General features: G+C 47.5%; 19 protein-coding genes and 1 pseudogene. 15 read left to right on the plus strand and 5 right to left on the minus strand.

The annotated features are described in order from the left end of the window. Positions 1 to 89 precede the first annotated feature (89 nt). The 3 genes and pseudogenes from EDM58_RS17195 (at position 90) to EDM58_RS17205 (ending at position 2,942) form a co-directional block, all read left to right on the plus strand. The gene (locus tag EDM58_RS17195) at positions 90 to 1,376 is read left to right on the plus strand and encodes an adenylosuccinate synthase (RefSeq protein ID WP_122914412.1); all 1,287 of its coding nucleotides are present in this window, start codon (positions 90 to 92) and stop codon (positions 1,374 to 1,376) included. A gap of 253 nt (positions 1,377 to 1,629) precedes the next feature. Further along, positions 1,630 to 2,560: pseudogene (locus EDM58_RS17200) on the plus strand (macrolide 2'-phosphotransferase). A 169-nt stretch (positions 2,561 to 2,729) separates the two neighbouring features. Beyond that, the gene (locus EDM58_RS17205) at positions 2,730 to 2,942 is read left to right on the plus strand and encodes a hypothetical protein (protein ID WP_122914413.1); all 213 of its coding nucleotides are present in this window, start codon (positions 2,730 to 2,732) and stop codon (positions 2,940 to 2,942) included. A 65-nt stretch (positions 2,943 to 3,007) separates the two neighbouring features. Here the strand turns inward: EDM58_RS17205 and EDM58_RS17210 are convergent, their stop codons facing one another. Continuing rightward, positions 3,008 to 3,373 (minus strand): hypothetical protein, encoded by a 366-nt coding sequence (locus EDM58_RS17210; RefSeq protein ID WP_122914426.1) that lies wholly within the window; start codon positions 3,371 to 3,373, stop codon positions 3,008 to 3,010. 263 nt (positions 3,374 to 3,636) lie between these two features. On the opposite strand from EDM58_RS17210, the gene EDM58_RS17215 reads away from it, so the two are divergent. The 6 genes from EDM58_RS17215 (at position 3,637) to EDM58_RS17240 (ending at position 10,811) form a co-directional block, all read left to right on the plus strand. Continuing rightward, a complete protein-coding gene (locus tag EDM58_RS17215) occupies positions 3,637 to 5,157 on the plus strand; it encodes a M23 family metallopeptidase (protein WP_122914414.1) in 1,521 nt (506 codons plus the stop codon). A 138-nt stretch (positions 5,158 to 5,295) separates the two neighbouring features. After that, positions 5,296 to 6,009: a response regulator YycF gene (gene yycF, locus EDM58_RS17220; RefSeq protein WP_122914415.1), complete on the plus strand. Its 714-nt coding sequence runs from the start codon at positions 5,296 to 5,298 to the stop codon at positions 6,007 to 6,009. Beyond that, on the plus strand, positions 6,006 to 7,829 hold the full coding sequence (gene walK / locus EDM58_RS17225) for a cell wall metabolism sensor histidine kinase WalK (protein ID WP_122914416.1): 1,824 nt from the start codon (positions 6,006 to 6,008) through the stop codon (positions 7,827 to 7,829). Before yycF ends, walK begins: the two co-directional genes overlap by 4 nt. Next, the gene (locus tag EDM58_RS17230; protein WP_122914417.1) at positions 7,826 to 9,211 is read left to right on the plus strand and encodes a YycH family regulatory protein; all 1,386 of its coding nucleotides are present in this window, start codon (positions 7,826 to 7,828) and stop codon (positions 9,209 to 9,211) included. Before walK ends, EDM58_RS17230 begins: the two co-directional genes overlap by 4 nt. After that, entirely contained in the window at positions 9,198 to 9,968 is a 771-nt protein-coding gene (locus tag EDM58_RS17235; protein WP_122914418.1) for a two-component system regulatory protein YycI, read from the plus strand. The genes EDM58_RS17230 and EDM58_RS17235 overlap by 14 nt, the downstream gene beginning before the upstream one ends. 54 nt (positions 9,969 to 10,022) lie before the next feature. Then, a complete protein-coding gene (locus tag EDM58_RS17240) occupies positions 10,023 to 10,811 on the plus strand; it encodes an MBL fold metallo-hydrolase (RefSeq protein WP_023559092.1) in 789 nt (262 codons plus the stop codon). A gap of 6 nt (positions 10,812 to 10,817) precedes the next feature. Here the strand turns inward: EDM58_RS17240 and EDM58_RS17245 are convergent, their stop codons facing one another. Beyond that, complete coding sequence (locus tag EDM58_RS17245) at positions 10,818 to 11,060, minus strand: hypothetical protein (protein WP_122914419.1); 243 nt, start codon at positions 11,058 to 11,060, stop codon at positions 10,818 to 10,820. Positions 11,061 to 11,315: 255 nt separating this feature from the next. Here EDM58_RS17245 and EDM58_RS17250 point away from each other — a divergent pair, with 255 nt between their 5' ends. The 6 genes from EDM58_RS17250 (at position 11,316) to EDM58_RS17275 (ending at position 17,920) form a co-directional block, all read left to right on the plus strand. After that, entirely contained in the window at positions 11,316 to 12,542 is a 1,227-nt protein-coding gene (locus tag EDM58_RS17250) for a S1C family serine protease (RefSeq protein ID WP_122914420.1), read from the plus strand. Positions 12,543 to 12,775: 233 nt separating this feature from the next. Further along, a complete protein-coding gene (locus EDM58_RS17255; protein ID WP_122914421.1) occupies positions 12,776 to 13,042 on the plus strand; it encodes a CxxH/CxxC protein in 267 nt (88 codons plus the stop codon). Positions 13,043 to 13,047: 5 nt separating this feature from the next. After that, positions 13,048 to 13,527 carry a 23S rRNA (pseudouridine(1915)-N(3))-methyltransferase RlmH gene (gene rlmH, locus EDM58_RS17260; RefSeq protein WP_122914422.1) on the plus strand — a complete coding sequence of 160 codons (480 nt, stop codon included), beginning with the start codon at positions 13,048 to 13,050 and terminating at the stop codon, positions 13,525 to 13,527. A 166-nt stretch (positions 13,528 to 13,693) separates the two neighbouring features. Further along, on the plus strand, positions 13,694 to 15,466 hold the full coding sequence (locus tag EDM58_RS17265; protein ID WP_122914423.1) for an AIPR family protein: 1,773 nt from the start codon (positions 13,694 to 13,696) through the stop codon (positions 15,464 to 15,466). A 395-nt stretch (positions 15,467 to 15,861) separates the two neighbouring features. Beyond that, positions 15,862 to 16,998: a DNA cytosine methyltransferase gene (locus EDM58_RS17270; RefSeq protein WP_122914424.1), complete on the plus strand. Its 1,137-nt coding sequence runs from the start codon at positions 15,862 to 15,864 to the stop codon at positions 16,996 to 16,998. Beyond that, positions 16,988 to 17,920 (plus strand): DUF4928 family protein, encoded by a 933-nt coding sequence (locus EDM58_RS17275; RefSeq protein WP_122914425.1) that lies wholly within the window; start codon positions 16,988 to 16,990, stop codon positions 17,918 to 17,920. The genes EDM58_RS17270 and EDM58_RS17275 overlap by 11 nt, the downstream gene beginning before the upstream one ends. Before the next feature lie 719 nt (positions 17,921 to 18,639). On the opposite strand, the gene EDM58_RS26555 is transcribed toward EDM58_RS17275, so the two are convergent. The 3 genes from EDM58_RS26555 to EDM58_RS26040 form a co-directional block, all read right to left on the minus strand. Next, the gene (locus EDM58_RS26555) at positions 18,640 to 18,930 is read right to left on the minus strand and encodes a pentapeptide repeat-containing protein (protein WP_425455626.1); all 291 of its coding nucleotides are present in this window, start codon (positions 18,928 to 18,930) and stop codon (positions 18,640 to 18,642) included. A 70-nt stretch (positions 18,931 to 19,000) separates the two neighbouring features. Continuing rightward, complete coding sequence (locus EDM58_RS26240; RefSeq protein WP_246000821.1) at positions 19,001 to 19,174, minus strand: hypothetical protein; 174 nt, start codon at positions 19,172 to 19,174, stop codon at positions 19,001 to 19,003. Between the two features lie 436 nt (positions 19,175 to 19,610). Next, on the minus strand, positions 19,611 to 19,705 hold a 95-nt coding region (locus tag EDM58_RS26040; RefSeq protein WP_221175421.1), incomplete at its 5' end, for an ATP-binding protein.

Raw genomic sequence — 19,705 nt, forward strand, 5'->3', positions numbered from 1 at the left:
GTATTTTCATTGACATACAAGAATTGGTTTAGTACACTTAGATTGTTTCAGGCCCAAAAGGAAATGATGATATCAGGAGGTGTTTTTCGATGTCAACTGTCGTTGTCGTCGGAACCCAGTGGGGCGATGAAGGTAAAGGCAAGATCACGGATTATTTGGCGGAGAGCGCAGAGGTAGTGGCTCGTTACCAAGGTGGTAACAATGCGGGTCACACCATTATTTTTGATGGGAACAAATACAAACTGCACTTGATTCCATCCGGAATTTTTTATACAGACAAAATTTGTGTTATCGGCAATGGCATGGTCATTGACCCGAAAGCGCTGGTAAAAGAGCTGGAGTACATCCACAGCTTTGGTTTTAGTACGAAAAACTTGCGCATTAGCGACCGCGCTCACCTGATTCTTCCATATCACATCAAACTGGATGGGGTAGAAGAGGATAGCCGTGGAGCCAACAAAATCGGCACGACACGCAAGGGAATTGGTCCAGCGTACATGGACAAAGCGGCACGTATCGGTATTCGCATCGCGGATCTGATGGATCCCGAAGAATTTGCACGCAAACTGGAGCGCAACCTGGCAGAGAAAAACCTCTTGCTGGAGAAGCTTTACAATACAACCGGCTTTGATCTGAAAGAGGTTATGGACGAATACCTGGGCTACGCGGAGATCCTTCGCCCTTATGTGACAGATACGTCTGTAGTCTTGAACGATTCGATTGACAATGGCAACCGCGTTCTGTTTGAAGGCGCGCAAGGCGTGCTGCTGGATATCGACCAAGGAACCTATCCGTACGTTACTTCCTCCAATCCGATAGCAGGCGGCGTAACGATTGGTTCTGGTGTTGGACCGACCAAAATCAACCAGGTAATTGGTGTAGCGAAAGCATATACCACACGTGTGGGGGACGGACCGTTCCTGACTGAACTGAGCGATGCCACAGGCGATCACATCCGCGAAGTCGGGGCTGAGTACGGTACGACTACAGGCCGTCCGCGCCGTGTGGGCTGGTTTGACAGCGTAGTCGTTCGCCATGCGCGTCGCGTCAGCGGAATCACTGGCCTGGCGATTACCAAGCTGGATACTCTGACTGGCATTGACACACTGCGCATTTGCACTGCGTACAAGTACAACGGCGAGATCATCGAGTCTTTCCCAGCCAACCTGAACCTGCTGGCAAAATGCGAGCCGGTTTACGAAGAACTGCCAGGCTGGTCCGAGGATATTACGGGAATCCGCAATCTGAATGATTTGCCGGAAAACGCGCGTCACTACATCGAGCGCATTACCCAATTGACCGGTATTCCGATGTCGATTTTCTCCGTTGGTCCGGATCGTGAACAAACCGTCGTTGTTCGCGGCATCTGGGGCTAATGAATGTGATATAACCGAAATAGCGACCCCGTCATGCATTTGGCGGGGTCGCTCTATGTTGGTGCATGTGATATACTGAATGGGATTTTCAGCATTGGAGGTTTTTGTGATGAGAGGCATCGCATTCATGCGGCTTCGTTAATTTCGATTTTACCCCGCGAAAGCTCAGCCATTTTTAAATCAAGTAATGGCTTGGGTTTCTTTGTGTTGTGGTTGAATCATGAACGAAACGAATGAATGAGGTGTATTTTTTATGTCCAAAAACATGAACACGAAAATAAAAGAGATTGTTTCGCTTGCAAAAAAACACGGAATTGAAGTGGAACCGCTTAGCGTGAAGAGCAACGAATCAGGCTTGGATTTCCTTGCCGTATTTGCACGCTCGACTGATGGCGCATCCTGGGTCATGAGGTCTCCCCGTCGACCCGATGTCGTGGAATCGGCTGCTTATGAGAAAAAAGTGTTAGATCTGATCATCGACCGATTGCCTGTGGCAGTACCGAATTGGCAGGTTCACACGCCAGAATTGATCGCCTACCGACTCTTGGATGGGGTTCCGATCGGGACCATCAATCATGAAGCCAAAGTTTATGAATGGTACCTGGAACCGCAATCGATTCCTGAACAATTCATTCAATCTCTGGCGGAGGCAATGGTCGCACTCCACGCCATTGATCATGAAGCGGTGCGCCATGCTGGTATTCGGGTCCACCAACCAGCGGAAGTCCGCAGAGCACTAGCGGTGAAAATGGAGGAGATCAAGCGGATTTTTGGCGTGTCTCGAGCGCTTTGGGAACGCTGGCAATCCTGGCTGGCAGATGATACATGCTGGCCCCGTCACTCGGTTCTCGTACATGGCGATCTTCACCCTGGTCATACCTGATGGGAGAGTAACCGGGCTTTTGGATTGGACGGAAGCAGAGGTAGCCGATCCTGCTACTGATTTTACTGCTTATTGCCTGATATTTGGGGAATCGGGCCTGGCAGAGCTGCTCAAACGATATGAGAAGGCAGGAGGCCGTGTATGGCCGCGTATGCAAGAGCATATCATCGAGCGGATGTCCGCATCTCCCGTACTCCTCGCAGACTTTGCGCTGAAGTCCGGTTTGGAGGAGTATATGACGATGGCTCGCAACGCCTTGGGTGTCGATGAAAAAGGGGAAGAGATCACAAATCAAGCTTAACAGATGACAACAATCGAACGGGCAGGGAGACGAAAGCGGCTCCTGCCCGTTTTTCATATTTTTGCGGGAACATAGGTTTCTTCACATTTTTTTAAGCAGGACAGACACGATTCCGCACCTTCTGGGCATATGGTAAAAGCAAAGGCAGGAAATGGAGAGGTGATCACAGATGATGATGATGGGATTCGACCAGAAGGCCATGAAGCTGTTGGGCAAAAATGTACAGGTGAAAATGGTGAATGGCTGCGTCATCAAAGGGACCATGACTCATTATAACAAGGGATACCTCTGCTTCATTACCACATACAAGCAACGGGATGATGAAAAGACCACGATCCGCCGGCTGGCGCTAAAAGACGTGACGTCTATGTCTGAGGTGTGACAGCTCCATGGCCAAGAAAAGTTGAGCCACCTCTCCCTTTTGTGGAGAAGGTGGCTGTCATTTTTTTACACCATTCCGCCAAAGGAACGAATAATCTCCGTTGCTTCCGCATTGCGATCAGCGGGTACGACAGCAGTCAGCAAAAACGGCGTATTGAATTCATCGCCGCGATCAGCCATGCCGCTCGCATCCGGGTCTGCCGCGGCCAATACACTGGCGTCACGGCTGGAGAAATCGCCAGCTAGAGTCAAGCTTCCGAGAGAGGGGATCTGTCCCGTGATGGGATTGAGGACATGATCGACGCCATCGCCTGGGAATTGCCCGATATGATCGATTTGGACGATTGTAAAACCAGCCGTATTCAATGCCTTTTTGGCCTGAACCGCGGCATCCTCGCTGGAGAAACCAGCCAAAATATTTTGTTCTTTCACAAAAGTCAACTCCATTCCACACATAAAATTCCCCAATTTCATGAACATATCATGACTCATTCTTGTCTTTTTTATTCGACGGCATTTTACACTTGCTGATCGCAATATTTTTGTGGTAAAGTCGACATAGTTGGTTTCATTAGGCATTTTGGCAGATAAATGGAAACCAACATTTGGTATGGTAGACCTATTTGGTCAATTTCAAATTTTCAGGAAATAGACGGTGAGAATGCTGCTGTATCTGTTTTCAGGAGGGACAAGTTATGCAATGGGCCAATTGGAAGGCCGAACTGCAGGAACGGTCGAAGCAGGTCGTTCGCAAATGTAGTGAAATGGCGAAACGCACGATGAAACATACAAGCACTTACATGACCACGCATAAGAAGCAAGTGATTACCGTAGCATCCGTATTCGTACTGACAGTTGCCACGGGTGCATCTGCACAATATTATTACAAAAGCAATATCAACTCGATTTACCATGTGATTGTGAACGGAAAAGAGATCGGCGTCGTCAGCAGTCCGGACGTCATCAACAAATGGACAGCAAGCAAGCTGGAAGAGGAGAAGGCCAAGAGCGGCTACACATTCATGCTCTCCGACTCGATCAGCTTCCGGGAAGAACGTTTGTTCAAGGGTGAATACGACGATGAGTCTGCATTGAAAGAATTATCTGCCATCGCAGATTTCAAGGTTGATGCAGTCAAACTCGTAATCGATGGAAAAGTGGTCGGTTATGCAGCCGATCTGGATGCAGCCAATGAAGTACTGGATAAAGTAAAAGAAAAGTACTCTGGAATTCCGGCACAAAAAATCTCTACCCTGACAGCCGCAGCGGATAAAAAGAGCACGGTGGCTGCCGCCTCGCTAGCTGCGACGGATGCGAGTCCAGTCAAGGAAGTGGCGTTCAAGGAAAAGGTGGAGCTGCAGTCAGAAGCAGTGCCATCCGCCCAGGTTTTGACGGAGGACAAGCTCGAGGATCTGCTGGTCAAAGGAACATATAAAGAATTGATACATACTGTCGTTGAAGGTGATTGCGTCGGTTGTATCGCGAAACAATACAACATTACGTCGAAGGATATTTACGACAACAACCCGGGCCTGACGGAAAATACGGTTCTCAAGCTCGGCCAGCAAATCAATGTGACGGCGATCCGCCCATTGGTGACCGTACAAGTGAAGGAAAATGTGACGCAAAAAGAAGAAATTCCTTACAATACGCAATATAACAACAACGAAACGCTGCCGAAGGGCGAGACCAAGGTCGTCCAGGAAGGCAAAAACGGTACAAAACAAGTCGAATATGAAATCATCAAGGAAAATGGACAAGTCGTCGAGCGCAAGATCCTGAAGCAGGAAGTATTGGATGAACCTGTGATCAAGGTAATCGAGCGTGGCACGAAGGTTATTCCTTCGCGCGGGACAGGCCGTCTGGCTTGGCCAGCACAAGGGTATATCAGCAGCGGCTTCGGCACGCGCTGGGGAAAACTGCATAAAGGAATCGACATCGCTGGTGCAGGCTCCGTAATGGCAGCTGACAATGGCCGCGTCAAGTTTGCGGGCTGGGATGGCGGTTATGGAAAAGCGATCATCATTGACCACGGAAACGGCATGCAGACTCTGTACGGCCACCTTAGCACGATTAACGTAAAGGTTGGCGATGTCGTACAGAAAGGCAAGAAAATTGGTGTGAAGGGCTCCACTGGGAACTCCACCGGGGTTCACCTGCATTTTGAGGTTATACAAAATGGACGAGTCCAAAACCCGATGCGTTTCCTCAATTAAGGCAATTTCAAACTGGAAAATCAAGGAGTACTCGATGGAGTGCTCCTTTTTGCGTTCGGGGAAAGGATTGGCATAGTATAATGGAGAGGAATACAGGGACGAAAAGTAGAATGTGTTTGGAGAGAGGAGGCAGCAGTCATGGCAAAACTCCTGGTAGTGGACGATGAAAAACCGATTGCAGATATTCTGAAATTTACGTTTGAACGGGAAGGGTATCAGGTGGTCTGCGCATACGACGGGGAAGAAGCGCTGGTCGCCGTCCAGCAGGAACGACCTGATTTGATTTTGCTCGACGTCATGCTTCCTGGACGCGATGGGATGGAAGTATGCAGGGCTGTACGCAAAGCGCATGATGTTCCCATCATCATGCTGACGGCGAAAGACTCCGAATTGGACAAGGTGCTGGGTCTGGAGCTAGGCGCGGATGATTACGTCACCAAGCCGTTTAGCTCGCGCGAATTGGTGGCGCGGGTAAAAGCGCATTTGCGCCGCAACAAACCAAAGTCGGAAGCGCAGGAAAGCCATCTTCTGCGTATTCATGATCTCGATATTGATTTGCATTCCTATACGGTCGAAAAGACGGGAGAGCCGCTTGAGCAGGAGCTGACTCATCGCGAGTTCGAGCTGCTGGTTTATCTGGCCCGTCATCAAGGGCAGGTCCTGACGCGTGAGCACTTGCTCCAGTCTGTCTGGGGGTTTGACTATTTTGGCGATGTGCGCACGGTGGACGTGACGATCCGCCGACTGCGAGAAAAAATAGAGGACGATCCGAGCCAGCCGAAATATATCATTACCCGGCGCGGTTTGGGCTATAGCATGCGCAATCCGGGAACAGGAGGAACGCCTGGATGAGGCGGCTCTTCAAGACGATCCAGTGGAAAATCGTCGTGATCTACATGCTGTTGATCCTTTTGGCCATGCAATTTATTGGGGCTTACTTTGCCAGGGAAGTAGAGAGCTACTACATCAACAACTTTTCCGAGGCATTGAATGCGCAGGCAAGTCTTTTGGCCAGTCTTCTGGAAGGGGATCTGCGCACGCGGGAATCCAAGGAAGAAAGCGTAGAGCAGATGAGGCTGGATATCGACAACCTGATCAACAATCTGGTCAAGATCAACGGAGCCAATGTACAAGTGATCGACCAGACAGGCACCGTGCTCAGCACCACAGAAGATCGCAGCATCATCGGGCAGCGGACCTCACAGCCGGAAGTGACTGTGGCCTTGCTCGGGACGCGGAGTGAGTCCATGCGGATCGACCCGCGAACAGGAGCCCGCGTGAAGGTTCTGGTTCTCCCGATCAAAGGGGACCAGATCGTCTACGGAGCCGTGTATATGGTCGCTTCGATGGAAGGCACATACAATACGATCCGCAAAATGAACGGGATCCTCGCATCTGGGACGATGATCGCTTTGCTGATCACGGCCGGGCTGGGATTTGTGCTGGCAAAAACGATTACCAAACCGGTCAAGGAAATGACCCGCCAGGCTAGATCGGTAGCAGACGGGGACTTCAACAGCCATGTGCGCATCTACGGTACGGATGAGATCGGGCAGTTGGGGATGGCGTTCAATCATATGACCCGCCGTCTGCAGGAAGCCATCTCGCTGCAGGAAGAGGAGCGGGAGAAGCTGGCGGGCATCCTGAGCAACATGTCCGACGGCGTGATCGCGACCAGCCGGGATGGGCAGATTATTCTCATGAATCGAGCAGCCGAAGAGATGCTGCAAGTCAAAATGGAGAACCTGATCAGCAAAAGACGGACGTTGCCCGAGCTGCTTGGTTTGCCTCCCGAGGACGAGATGCCTCTGCATCGGCAAACGGAGCCGCTCTTCATCGAAATGCTGCTGCCCAACCGTGAAGAAGTAATTTTGCGTGTCACCTTTACTCCGCTGCAGCATGATAGCGGCAAGCGGGGCGGCATCATTGCGGTCGTCGCGGACGTGACGGAGCAGCAGCAAATGGAGCATCAGCGCAGGGAGTTCGTCGCCAATGTCTCGCATGAGCTGCGCACACCCCTGACCACGATCAAAAGCTACGTGGAAGCGTTGCTGGATGGAGCCGTAGAGGAAAAGGAGCTGTCCAACCGCTTTTTGCGCGTCACGATGTCAGAGACGGAGCGGATGATACGCCTGGTCAACGACTTGCTGCAGCTGTCCCGCTTTGATTCGCAAGGAGTGCGCCTCCACTGCAAGGAAGTGGACATGAATCAGATGCTGCGCTATGCGGTCGATCGGTTCTCCATGTTCGGCGAGCAGCAGGAGGTCGCGCTCGATCTGGAGATTCCGGAGGCTTTGCCATCCGTCTATATCGACCCCGACGCGATTAATCAGGTTTTGGACAACCTGCTGTCCAATGCGATCAAGTATACGCCTCAAAGCGGCCGTGTCGTCGTGCATGCGCAGCATCTGCGACGGCAGGAGCGGGTCCAAATCTCGATCACGGATACCGGAATCGGGATTCCGAGCCGCGATCTCAAGCGAATTTTTGAAAGATTTTACCGTGTAGACAAAGCGCGCTCGCGCGGTCAGGGTGGGACAGGCCTGGGGCTTGCCATCGCCAGGGAACTGGTGCAGGCGCATGGCGCTGACATCGAGATCGCCAGCGAGTGGAATGTAGGAACGACTGTTACGTTCTGGGTTCCGTCATTTCGAGGGGGGAGTGCAGGATGAAGCGGTGGTTGGAACCAGCAAAAACCGTCATTCTCTGCCTGCTTGTGGTCGCCAGCTTTTGTCTGACGGCGGCAATTTGGATCAATCAACCCAATTTTCAGATGATCGAGCCGGCGAAGTATACAGAATCCAAGCCTGTATTTGAAAAACAACTGGAGAAAATCATCACACCGTCTGCTGTTGTTTTTCACTACGGGCAGGATCGGCACACCAAGGCAGTGGCAACAGACGGGCAATTCAGCATGATCATGCGCGAAATGCCAAGATGGATTTTCCTCGATTTTTCTCCATTTACCATGACAGAGGATAAATGGCAGGAAATTGCCCGGGAAAAGTTGGGGCTTGAGGTTCGCTTCAGAAGCAGCATTCCGCTCGCGGCAGTCGGGCGGCTGGTGACATTTCGGGAGGACTACAACATTCCTTTGAAGGGAATCGATCGCATCTGGCTTTACCATGAACCGGAAGAGGACTTGGTCTATGCCCTTTTTTTCTCGGGTGAAGAGGAAAAGATCGTACGCTCCCGCACATCGATCAGCCCGAAGGATCTGCGTGATTCATATCTGGCGAACGGCAATCAGATGCCGGAACAGATCATGAAGGTCGTCATCCCGAAAAGGTATACCTATGCCTCGCCTGCGGAGAAAGGGCAGACTTACTGGCACATGTACTACTTGCCGAAGCATCAGATTCGGATGCATCAATTCAGCTACAGCTATGAGCCTGTCTCCGTGGAGAGGGTCATCGAGGCTTACTTTCTCGACCCTTCCTTGGTCAGGCAGATCATGGAACGGGACAAGACCATGATCTACACAGACGGAAGCCGTTCGATTCAGGTGAGGTCTGAGCAAATGGCAATGACCTTTACCGATCCAGCCTATCAGCAGCGGGCCGTGCAGCTCTCCGATACGGAAAAGCTGCAGGGGGCGGTCAACTTCGTAAACAAGCATCTCGGCTGGCTGGACGACTACTATTTCGAGAGGTTCAGGAAGAGCTACAACGACAAGGACGTCATGACGTTTCGCCAGTATATCGGCGCCTACCCGCTGGTCAGCAAGGGAGACAAGCCTGTCGATACGATTGAGATTACTTCAGAAGCGGGGCAGGTCGTCACGATGAACCGTTCCCTGCTGGACTTGGATTCGTATGTCGCTCACAAGGATTGGAAGGTCATGTCGGGACCGGAGCTGTACAATCTCATTCGGGAGCGAAATCTGGCCAATACGGACGAAATCACCAACGCGTATCTGGCCTATCAGACGCTCGTAGCAGAGGACACCATCGATCTGATTCCGACATGGGTAGTGGAAGTGCCGAATCAGCCTACCCTTTACATCCCTGCGCGATCCACCGAAGGAGGAGGCGGGTCTATTGGATTGGAGTAAAACCAAAACAATCCTGATCTGGGCATTTTTGCTATTGGACCTCTTTCTCGGCTATCAGGTCTATGTGACGCGGATCAGCGGATGGAGCGACCAGGAGCTGACCCGTACGGACAAGGGTGAGATGGAGATGTACCTGAACCAGCAGAACATCACCTTGGCGACGGAGGTCCCGCAGGAAACGCCGGAAATGACCAAATTGCAGGCCGAATATCTGGGAATCAACCCGTTTCATATGAAGGAGCTGCCAGGGGTCAAGGCGACGATGGAAAAGATGGCTTTGTCCGCAGAGCTGATTCCGCCGATCCAAATTCACGGACAAATTGTCCCGAATGAGCTTTTGCGCCAGCTCGGACCGCTGTTGATGTACGCGGAGCAGTATACGGCAGATCTGTACCAATCGAATCAAAGCAGGCTGTTGTACTGGCAGACGTATGAGAAAATGCCTGTCTTCGTCGCTCCGCTGGAAGTCAGCCTCGATACGGGTGGGATCAGTGGATACAGACAGACGTATTTCCAGCTTCGCGAAGAGGAAGGCGCCAGACAGGTGATTTCGGGGTACAAGGCGATTCGTTCGCTGGTGGAAAAGCAGATCATCGGTCCGGGAGAACGGATCGAGAGTGTGAGCTTGGGCTATTACGGCTCTTATGATGCGGATATTCAGTCGCTCGCACCGGTATGGCGTGTGATTCACGACGGAAGGCTGCATTTCGTCAATGCTTTTACAGGTGCTGTAGAGCGGCAGTTGGTGACAGAATGAGGGTTTTTCGATCATACAGACAGCGAGGGAATGCTTCGGGAAGAGGGATGATGGGTGAAATTTAGTGTGTTAGCCAGTGGAAGTACTGGCAACGCGATCTACGTAGCGACGGATCGCGTCTCCGTATTGATTGATGTAGGGATAACAGGAAAGCAGGCAGAAGCTGCTTTGCAGACGATCGGGGTCAAGCCGGAAGAGCTGACTGCGATCCTGGTCACGCATGAGCATGTGGATCATATCAAGGGCGTCGGGGTGATGGCTCGCCGCTACGGTCTGCCGATCTACGCCAACGCGAAGACGTGGAATGAACTGGACGGCCAGATCGGCACGATCAAGGAGGAGCAGCGAAAGCTTTTTGCCGTTGGCGAAAAGCGGGAGCTGGAGGATCTGGGGATCGAGTCGTTCGGCATCTCCCACGATGCGGCGGAGCCGATGGGATTTTGTTTTTACCAGGGAAACAAAAAGCTGAGCGTGGCTACGGATCTGGGGTATGTGAGCGAGAAGATCAAGGAGACGATTCGCGGTGCGGACGCCTATATTTTTGAGTCCAACCACGATGTGGAACTGCTGCGAATGTCGCAGTATCCATGGAGCATCAAACGGCGGATTTTAAGCGATGTCGGCCATCTGTCCAACGAATCGGCAGGCGAAGCGCTGACAGAGTGTCTACGTGGCGGAGCGGAGCGGGTCTACCTCGCGCATTTGAGCAAAGAGAACAATATGATCGACCTGGCGCGTCTGACAGTCAAAAATATTCTGGAAGAACAAGGCCTGACTGTAGGCGACGACGTACATCTGCGCGATACCTATCCGGATCGCCCGACCAAGCTGGAAGTGTTGTAGCAACGATTAATCCAGCGAAAGAGACTTCTCCTGATTGACGCCGTTGAGCAGCCTGTCGGAGATGCGGGTATAGGTCTCGATCTGAAAGGTCAATTGAGAGTCGAGCTCCACCATTTTGCGGGACAGCTCGTCCTTCGTGAAAAAGCCTTTTTCGATCAGCACTTCCGTCAAGGCGTGCAGCACCAGTGTATTGTGGTAGTCTACCTCTTGCATGTCGGCAAGTTTTGCGTACAAGTGAACTTCTTTCACATCTATCAACCCTTTCTATCGGCCGTTTGGCAGGCGGCGAACAAGCCTTTTAATCTATCATATCCGGGCTCTCGGCGATTTATGCCGGGAGCTTTTGATATTCCACAACCTTTCCATATTTCTCACGCGATTTTGCCAAAAAATCGGCGTATACTTTGGGTAACAAAGGGAGGCAAGGAGGTTGAAGGCACCCCTGACAAGTATAGAGCACATCAAAACCAGTTACCCTAATCATAGAGGAAGGAGAATGGATTCATGGGCTTTTACGATGATCTGAGACATGTAGAAAAACGAAAGCAGCGTGTTCCAGGTGTTGGACGCTTGATCATGACGTCCATCACATCGGCAGTGATTGGGGGAATGGTTGTCCTGCTGATGCTGCCAACACTGTCAAACTCGGGATACATCAAGATGGTCGAGCCCAGTTCGACCAATGTGATGAGTAATCCGGCCGCCAATTTATTTGCCCAGCCTGTATCGGTATCGGTAGAGACGGGTACAGTCAAAGCAGTAGAGAAAGCTGAAAATGCAGTCGTCGGTATTATCAATATCGGTCGCGCCCGTACGAATTGGTTCAATTCGACAGAAGATGTCGAGCAAGGGCAAGGCTCGGGTGTTATTTTTCAGAAGAAAGACGGCAAAGCTAGAATTATTACCAACTACCACGTGATCGACCAGGCGCAAAAACTGGAAGTGGCACTGCCAAGCGGTGACAAAGTGGAGGCCAAGGTGCTGGGTTACGATATATTCAATGACCTGGCTGTGTTGGAAATCGACGGCTCCAAAGTACTTACGGTAGCAGAGCTGGGCGACTCGTCCACCTTGCGGGTAGGAGAGCCAGCTATCGCGATTGGGAATCCGCTCGGGATGAAGTTCTCCCGTACGGTAACGCAAGGAATCATCAGTTCACTGGAACGCTCCATGCCGATGGACCTGGATGGAGATGGACAGGATGACTGGGAGCTGGACGTTCTGCAGACAGACGCAGCGATCAACCCTGGCAACAGCGGCGGTGCCCTGATCAATATCCAAGGTCAAGTCATCGGAATCAATACATTGAAAATCTCCAAATCCGGTATTGAGGGTCTTGGTTTTGCCCTGCCGATCAACGACGTGAAAAAAATCGTCAACGAGCTGGTGGAGAAGGGCAAACTGGAGCGCGCTTATCTGGGCGTCACACCATACGACCTGACCAATGTACCTCGTTATAATTGGAAGGAAACCTTGAATCTGCCTGACGATGTCGCGGCTGGTGTCGTGATCCGCAATGAGGTCGGCAAATTCTCGCCGGCTGGTGAAGCGGGTCTGAGACAATACGACGTCATCGTCAAAATGGACAACAAGGATATTGCCAACGGCGCTCAATTGCGCAAAATCCTAACCTTGAACAAAAAGCCTGGCGATACGGTCGAGATTACATTCTACCGAGATGGCTTCAAGAAGACAGCCACCGTCAAGCTGACCAAAAATCCGCAGCAGTAAGGAATACCAACTTACGTTGCATTCCGGGACATCTGTCCCGTTTGCATATACCGCAGTTCCCCTTTATCTATGAACCATAGATGTATCCTTGGAGCACCGTCATTCTTCGGTGCTCATTTTTTTTTGCTGTGAAAGGCTTAGCTCGGAGCGGGCATTTGTTTTCTCGCTGTTCTGGGGTAGAATATAGAGCGATGCTGGAGAGAACGGATTATCTAGGAAAGGGAGTTAAGGAGATGGCAGAAAACATGCAGGCAATCAAGATCGATGGAAAAGAAGTGGAGCTTCTTGCGGAATTTCCTGTACGCTTCGCATGCATGGAGCATGTGGAAGATGAATTGGACGACTATGTAAATGAGTTCGAAGTAGCACCAAATACATATCGTGCAGAATCGGTAGAAGCGGCGGCTGGTGCGGATGCGGATGGGAAGGAACTGGACAAGCGTTGCCGGGTATGCGGCAAGCCGGGACAGATTGCGCTATTGCGGGAGAAGGGAATGTAGGCGACGTGCAGATTACTATCATCACCGTGGGGAAGTTGAAGGAGAAGTACTTGCGCGAGGGCATCGACGAATACAGCAAGCGGCTGTCTGCGTATTGCAAGCTGCAGATCGTAGAGGTTAATGATGAAAAAGCGCCGGAAGAGATGAGCCAGGCCGAGATGGAGCAAGTGAAGCGCAAGGAGGGAGAGCGGATCCTGGCGCAGATCAAGCAGGATCAGTATGTGATTGCGTTGGCGATCGAGGGGCAGATGTGGTCGTCGGAGAAGCTGTCGGCGGAGTTGGACAAGCTGGCGCTGCATGGTCGCAGCCAGGTGGCGTTTGTGATCGGCGGGTCGCTTGGGCTGTCGGATCAGGTGCTGAAGCGGGCGGATGTGCAGCTTTCGTTTTCGAAGATGACATTTCCGCATCAGTTGATGAGGCTGGTGTTGGTGGAGCAGATTTATCGGGCTTTTCGGATTGGGCGGGGGGAACCGTATCATAAGTGAGGGATATCAGAGAAATCGACAGGAACATATTATCTAAATATTAAAAAGTGGATAGGAGAATAAAAATAAAATTGAGTTTGTGAAAGAAAGGTAGCTTTTTGGAGGTTTTTAGTTGATAATGTCGAAACAACACTTATATCTATGTATTTAGGTGGTGCTTATAGCTATGTCAAAGAAAATGGACAATTCTCAGTTGATTGCAAAACAACTTATAAAAAAAAGCTTTGAAGAGAGCTTGATAGAAAATGAAATAATTTGTGTTCGAAATGATGCTCAATTAAATGCAATGTTGCATGACTATTTTGAATTCTTTTCAGCTAGCTTGATATTAAAGCCATATGATTTAAGTGACGAAGAATTAGAAAAAGGAATAGTAGGAAGTGGGAACGATGGAGGATGTGATGGACTTTATTTGTTTGTAAATGAGGAGTTAATTATGGACGATACGCCTCTAGCGAATATAAAAAAGAACCCAACACTCGATGTGTATATCATTCAATCAAAATTTGAGACATCTTTTAGAGAAAGTGCTTTTAGTAATTGGAAAAGTATTGTTGATAATCTTTTTTCACTTGAATCATTCCAGAATAATGATTTTTCAAAAAGATACAGTAGTGATGTGTTGGAATTTTTCGAGAGATTTCATCATACATTTTTAAGCTTAATTACAAAATCCCCCAAAGTAAATTTTAAGTTTTTTTACACAAGTATTGGTAATGAGGTACATATTAATGTACAACAACAAGCTGATGAGATGATGGCTAAATTAAAGACATTATACCCTAGCCCAAATACTACTATTAGTGTAGATTATATTGATGCTCAGAAAATCCTTGCATTATATGATGCACCTTCGAAAACGGATTTTGTTTTGCATGTCTCTGAAACTCCCATAATTGTACAAGAAGAAAAAGAATATATAGTATTAGCAAATTTAAAGCAATATTTTGACTTTATAACTAATGAGAATGATAAATTAATAAAACATATTTTCGAGGCTAATGTTCGAGATTATCAAGGGAATACAACCGTCAACAAAGAAATTGCAGAAACTCTAAGCCAAAGTATTTCCGGAGAAGATTTCTGGTGGCTAAATAATGGAATAACGATGCTAGCAAGTAAAATTGATCAGAAGTCTACAAAGGTGTTTGAGATAAAAAACCCTGAAATTGTTAATGGATTACAAACATCTACTGAGATATTCAACTACTTTATATCCAAAGAAAAAGAAGGACTAGAAGAGAATAGGAAAATTTTAATAAGGATAATAGTTCCTAATAATGAAGCTTCTAGAGACAATATTATCTTAGCTACTAATAGCCAAACAGCAATTCCTAAAGCAATTTTGAGAGGAACAGATAGCATTCATAGAGAGATAGAGAGCTACTTGAAAACAAAAGATTTATTTTATGATAGAAGAAAAAACTTCTATAAAAATGAAGGAAAACCAAAGGATAAAATTATAAGTATCCAGTTTCTTGCTCAGTGTCTAATGTCAATTCTGTTAAAGAAACCAAATTATGCCAGAGCGAGACCTTCAACATTATTAAATGATGAAGATACATATAACCATCTGTATCTTAATAATAAATTTCTAGATAGCTATTATAATGCTGCTGTGATGGGAAAAAAAGTAAAAAGTTCGATTAGTAATTCAGGTTTGTATTCGGTGAGTGTACAATCCGATATTTCATTTTATGTAATGTATGTTTGTGCAGCCAAACTAGTAGGTTCTACAAGTATTACACCTGAACAGTTGAGCAAAATAAATATAGGTCAACTTACTGAAGAAAACATTCAGTTGTGTACGGATTATGTATACAAAAAGTATATACAACTAGGTGGAAATGATAAAGTAGCAAAAGGAACTAACCTGATTGAAGCGATATTAATGGATGATTTTATTAAGCCTGATATTGATAAACTAGTAGAAATTTAGATAAAGTAATACCTTATTAAAATACACAAGAGAGAGCCGCATTTACTCTTCCCCAAAAATTTGAGAAGAAACAAGATGGTTATCTGTTAACTTGGTAGTGTCTGTCAAGAATATAGTGTAGACCAACTCATACAATTGTATGAGAAGGTTTCATCTCCTATTCAGGAAATTTTTTTCGGCAAATAGAGGTTTCTTAAAGAAAAACAAATTACTGCAGCAAGATCTGGCCCAGATTTAGACACTTTTCTGGCAATGCTTGAGTACGAAGTGAAAAATTAAAAAAGACAAGAATTATATAATCTTGATACTCTCTACAGCCTCCCTGAATCTTATGATAGAATATGTATAGAGGAACATTCGTTTCCCTTGTAGTTCTATCTATGGGAGGTTTTGTTATGCCACAAAATAAAAATAAGCGTAACCAATTGCAAAACTTCTCTTTCCTTGAGTTCTTTGCAGGTAGTGGCCTTGTCGCATATGCGTTGAAGGATTACTTCTATACTAAATGGGCGAATGATATATGTACGAAAAAGGCTTCGGTATATGTTTCGAATCACGGTTTTGGACAACTCCACATAGCAGACATCTGTTCTGTTCAAGGGAATTTGCTACCTGCTACACACCTTTCGTGGGCGAGTTTCCCTTGCCAAGATCTTTCTCTTGCAGGTTTAACGGGAGGCATCCATGCTCAGCGCAGTGGCCTGGTGTGGGAATGGTTACGAATTTTTGATGAAATGATCGACAAACCCCCGATACTTGTAGCCGAAAATGTTGCCGGACTGGTATCTACAAAGAATGGTGGGTACTATCGTGTATTGCATGAAGCACTTCGTGAAAGAGGATTTAAAGTGGGAGCGGTAATCTTAGATGCCGCACGTTGGGTACCTCAATCTCGTCCGCGCGTTTTTGTGATTGCGGTTCGAGAGGATCTTGTTATTCCTTCACACCTTATTGCAGACGGGCCAATTTGGCTTCACCCATCAGCGGTAGTACGAGCGGCTAAAGACCTTGAAAACTGGGTATGGTGGAATCTGCCTGAGCCAGCTTCTAGACAGCAAGATCTAATTGATATATTGGAATGGGATGCTCCTTGTCATGATGAAGAGACCACCCACCAGACGCTCAAGCTTATCCCAGATAGACATATGGAAAGGCTGATGCAAGAAGATGTAATAGTAGCAGCTGGGTACAAAAGAACTCGAAATGGAAGACAAGTACTGGAGCTCCGGTTTGATGGCATCGCTGGTTGCCTTCGTACGCCTGAAGGAGGGAGCAGCCGTCAATTTCTTGTATTAAAGAAGGACGGGGTATTGAAAACGAGGCTGTTGACAATCCGTGAAACGGCACGACTTATGGGAGCACCTGATACGTATGAACTTCCTGGTACATACAATGATGGGTACAGGGCGATGGGAGATGCCGTAGCGGTCCCTGTGGCACACTTTTTAGCTAAACAACTACTTGCACCTCTTGCAACAGCTTATACAGAGCATTTGAAAACGGCAAATACGGAGGATCGCTATGTCGGTTGAATTACGAAATAGGCTAGCAGAATTTCGAACGGAAAACAAAATCACTTCTAAAGGGAAGCTGGCTGCTATCTTGTTTATGACGCGTCAGGCAAGAGTCATGGGGTTACCATTAAACCCGTCTGATCTTGTTACCGATAGCAAAGGGCAGGTGCAAGGCCTTGGTAAAGCAGCTGTCCAGGCAATCTTGGCCGATTACGGTATTCTTAGAACACTTGCTGAAGAGGGGGGGCGGACGAGTCGTGGCAGTTTGGGGAACATGCAAAAATACGTCCATTTCCTCAACAGTCTCCATGATGATAACTTAGATGATATGGAAATGATCGAAAAATGGTGGATAGAAAGAGTTCATGATTTTTTTACTGCCCAGCCGTTTATCTTGAGATACGATACAGCTAAATCTCTGCGGGCAATTGTACGTGATCTGCTAGCTCAGGCTTACAAAAGACAAAAGGAAAATCCAGGGACAATGTATGCGGGTGCTGTATTGCAACATCTCGTTGGAGCAAAACTCACGTTAGTTCTGCCGGAAGGAGCAATTGAACATCATGGGTTCTCCGTATCAGATGCGATGAGTGGCAGGAATGGAGATTTTATAATTAATGAGGTAGTTTTTCATGTGACAACTGCACCTAGTGAATCGCTAATGGAGAAATGCAAGCGGAATCTGGAATCGGGAGCGCGGCCAATTATCGTTACGACCCATAGCAGTATGCCAGGTGCAGAGTCTCTGGCTGGCATACATGAACTTGAGGGGCGGATTGACATTTTGGAAGCGGAGCAGTTTATTGCTACCAACCTCTATGAAGTAAGCGGTTTTCAAACGTCCAAACGACGGGTAACTGTTGTGAAGCTTATTGAGTCCTATAATAAGATTGTTTCTGAGGTTGAAACAGACCCGAGTTTAAAAGTTCAAATTGGATAAATAGTATGGGTAAACTTTAGTGTTATATTCTCGAAACTACTGTGTTCCTCACTTTAATATGTGTATGAGAACATAAAATGAGTCTCTTATAAGGTTCGGAAGAGTTCTCTTCCTCTGTAAAAGTTATTCGAGCCACCTAGTGGAGATCCTACATACTAGGTATACAGTTCAGTGATCTCCCTTCGAGAGATCTAGGTAATGCTGAAACAGATCATCAATAATTGCTTATTATAGCGAACATAGGACGAGTAAATAGCGAATGATAAAGAAAAAGTGAAGCAAGAATCCTTCTAACTTACCAAAATCACACCATAAATTTAGGAAATATTGTCGTATTTGGTCGTACAAAAATCCCCCTAGATCCATCTCTAGAGGGATAAACATATATCTCAGGCACCTTCCTTCACTACTTCAACAGTTTTCTGGTCCCTCCCAACACACCAATTTTTCACCGTCACTTATGGTAGGGTTCACTGTAACGGGTCGGACGGTCATTTTTTCATAAAAAAGTGGTTGAAGGATTTTCTAACTCTGGTCAGAGAGACTTGCATAGAATTTTCCATCGTTGCCGGTGCTGACCGTTATTCGGATGGAGGATTGAAGCCCTCTGAGCGCTTGTGTCTCAGGGGCTTCAGTCTTTCCGACGTTAATTTTGAGGCCGTCCAGTATCGTATCCCAAACAGGGAGCAAGCCAGTCTTTCCCGTAAAGCGACTTCCAGCTAACGAACCGTCATGAAAAAAGCCCCATCAAAGCTGCATTCCTCAAACCGGCAACAATATTTCGCCGCCAAAATTGGCGTTGGAAAAACGGCGCGTATGAACGATACATAGTTCACTATAGCTTTACTTAAATTGCAGCCTGTAAAATCACAATCGTTACATTGCTTGCTGATCCTAGCATTATTCAGCTTTGCTCCTCGGAAAGAACAGTGGCTGAATGTATGAGTTACATATCTGCTATTCAGCTTGACCCCGTCAAAGCAACAATTTGTAAATGTTGAGGTGTTCAAGCTTGCAGAATAATCGAAACGTGCATAAGACAGATCTATACCCTTACTGTCAGGTATTGTATGGTCTCGTTCAGGGAAAATCCCCGAAAATCCTCTTGTCCAGCATCAGATTGTCCAAAGGGTGACGAAAGGAGCGGTCTTTCTTATGCAGGTTATGTTTTCCTGTAACAGCGGCCAACAATCGATTCACTTCTGCGAGCTGATCGTCGTCCCCTCTTGCAATGAGTGACTCCTTATTCAACATAGAACCTCCTTACCCCTTCATTTATTACTCACAAGAATATGAGGATGATCACACTGGATCGTTTGTACTAACCTTTTTAGTTGGTGAATATCATCAAACATTAAGCTTCTGCCAGGAAACGAAAAGGTTATCTCCTTTTGCGATAAACAGAAAGAAAGGAAGTACGTTGTATATATTCCTACCTGTTTCTCGAATAACCTGATCTTGTTTATCTCCTTACAATGTATTTTACTAATCTTAAATTTCTTATATAAGAGAATGCCATTCCCGTAGCATAGGCAATCCTTAAATAAGGTCTGATTCATTTCGTTGATTGTATGTTCACTAAAAATCAATGGATCTTTCGCGTGAGGATACAGTTGTATTTGGCAAGCAAAAAATGCAGAGTTCGGAAACCATTTTGTGCATAGCCTTGCCAGGCTAAATTTTCATAATTTTAACGGTGGGAAAGAGCATGCCGAAGGCGATAGCTCTCTCCTGTGAAAGCTACGATATGAGCGTGATGTACAAGACGGTCGATCAAGGCAGCGG

The organism is Brevibacillus panacihumi (genome assembly GCF_003710985.1).
Classification (GTDB): Bacteria; Bacillota; Bacilli; order Brevibacillales; family Brevibacillaceae; genus Brevibacillus; species Brevibacillus panacihumi.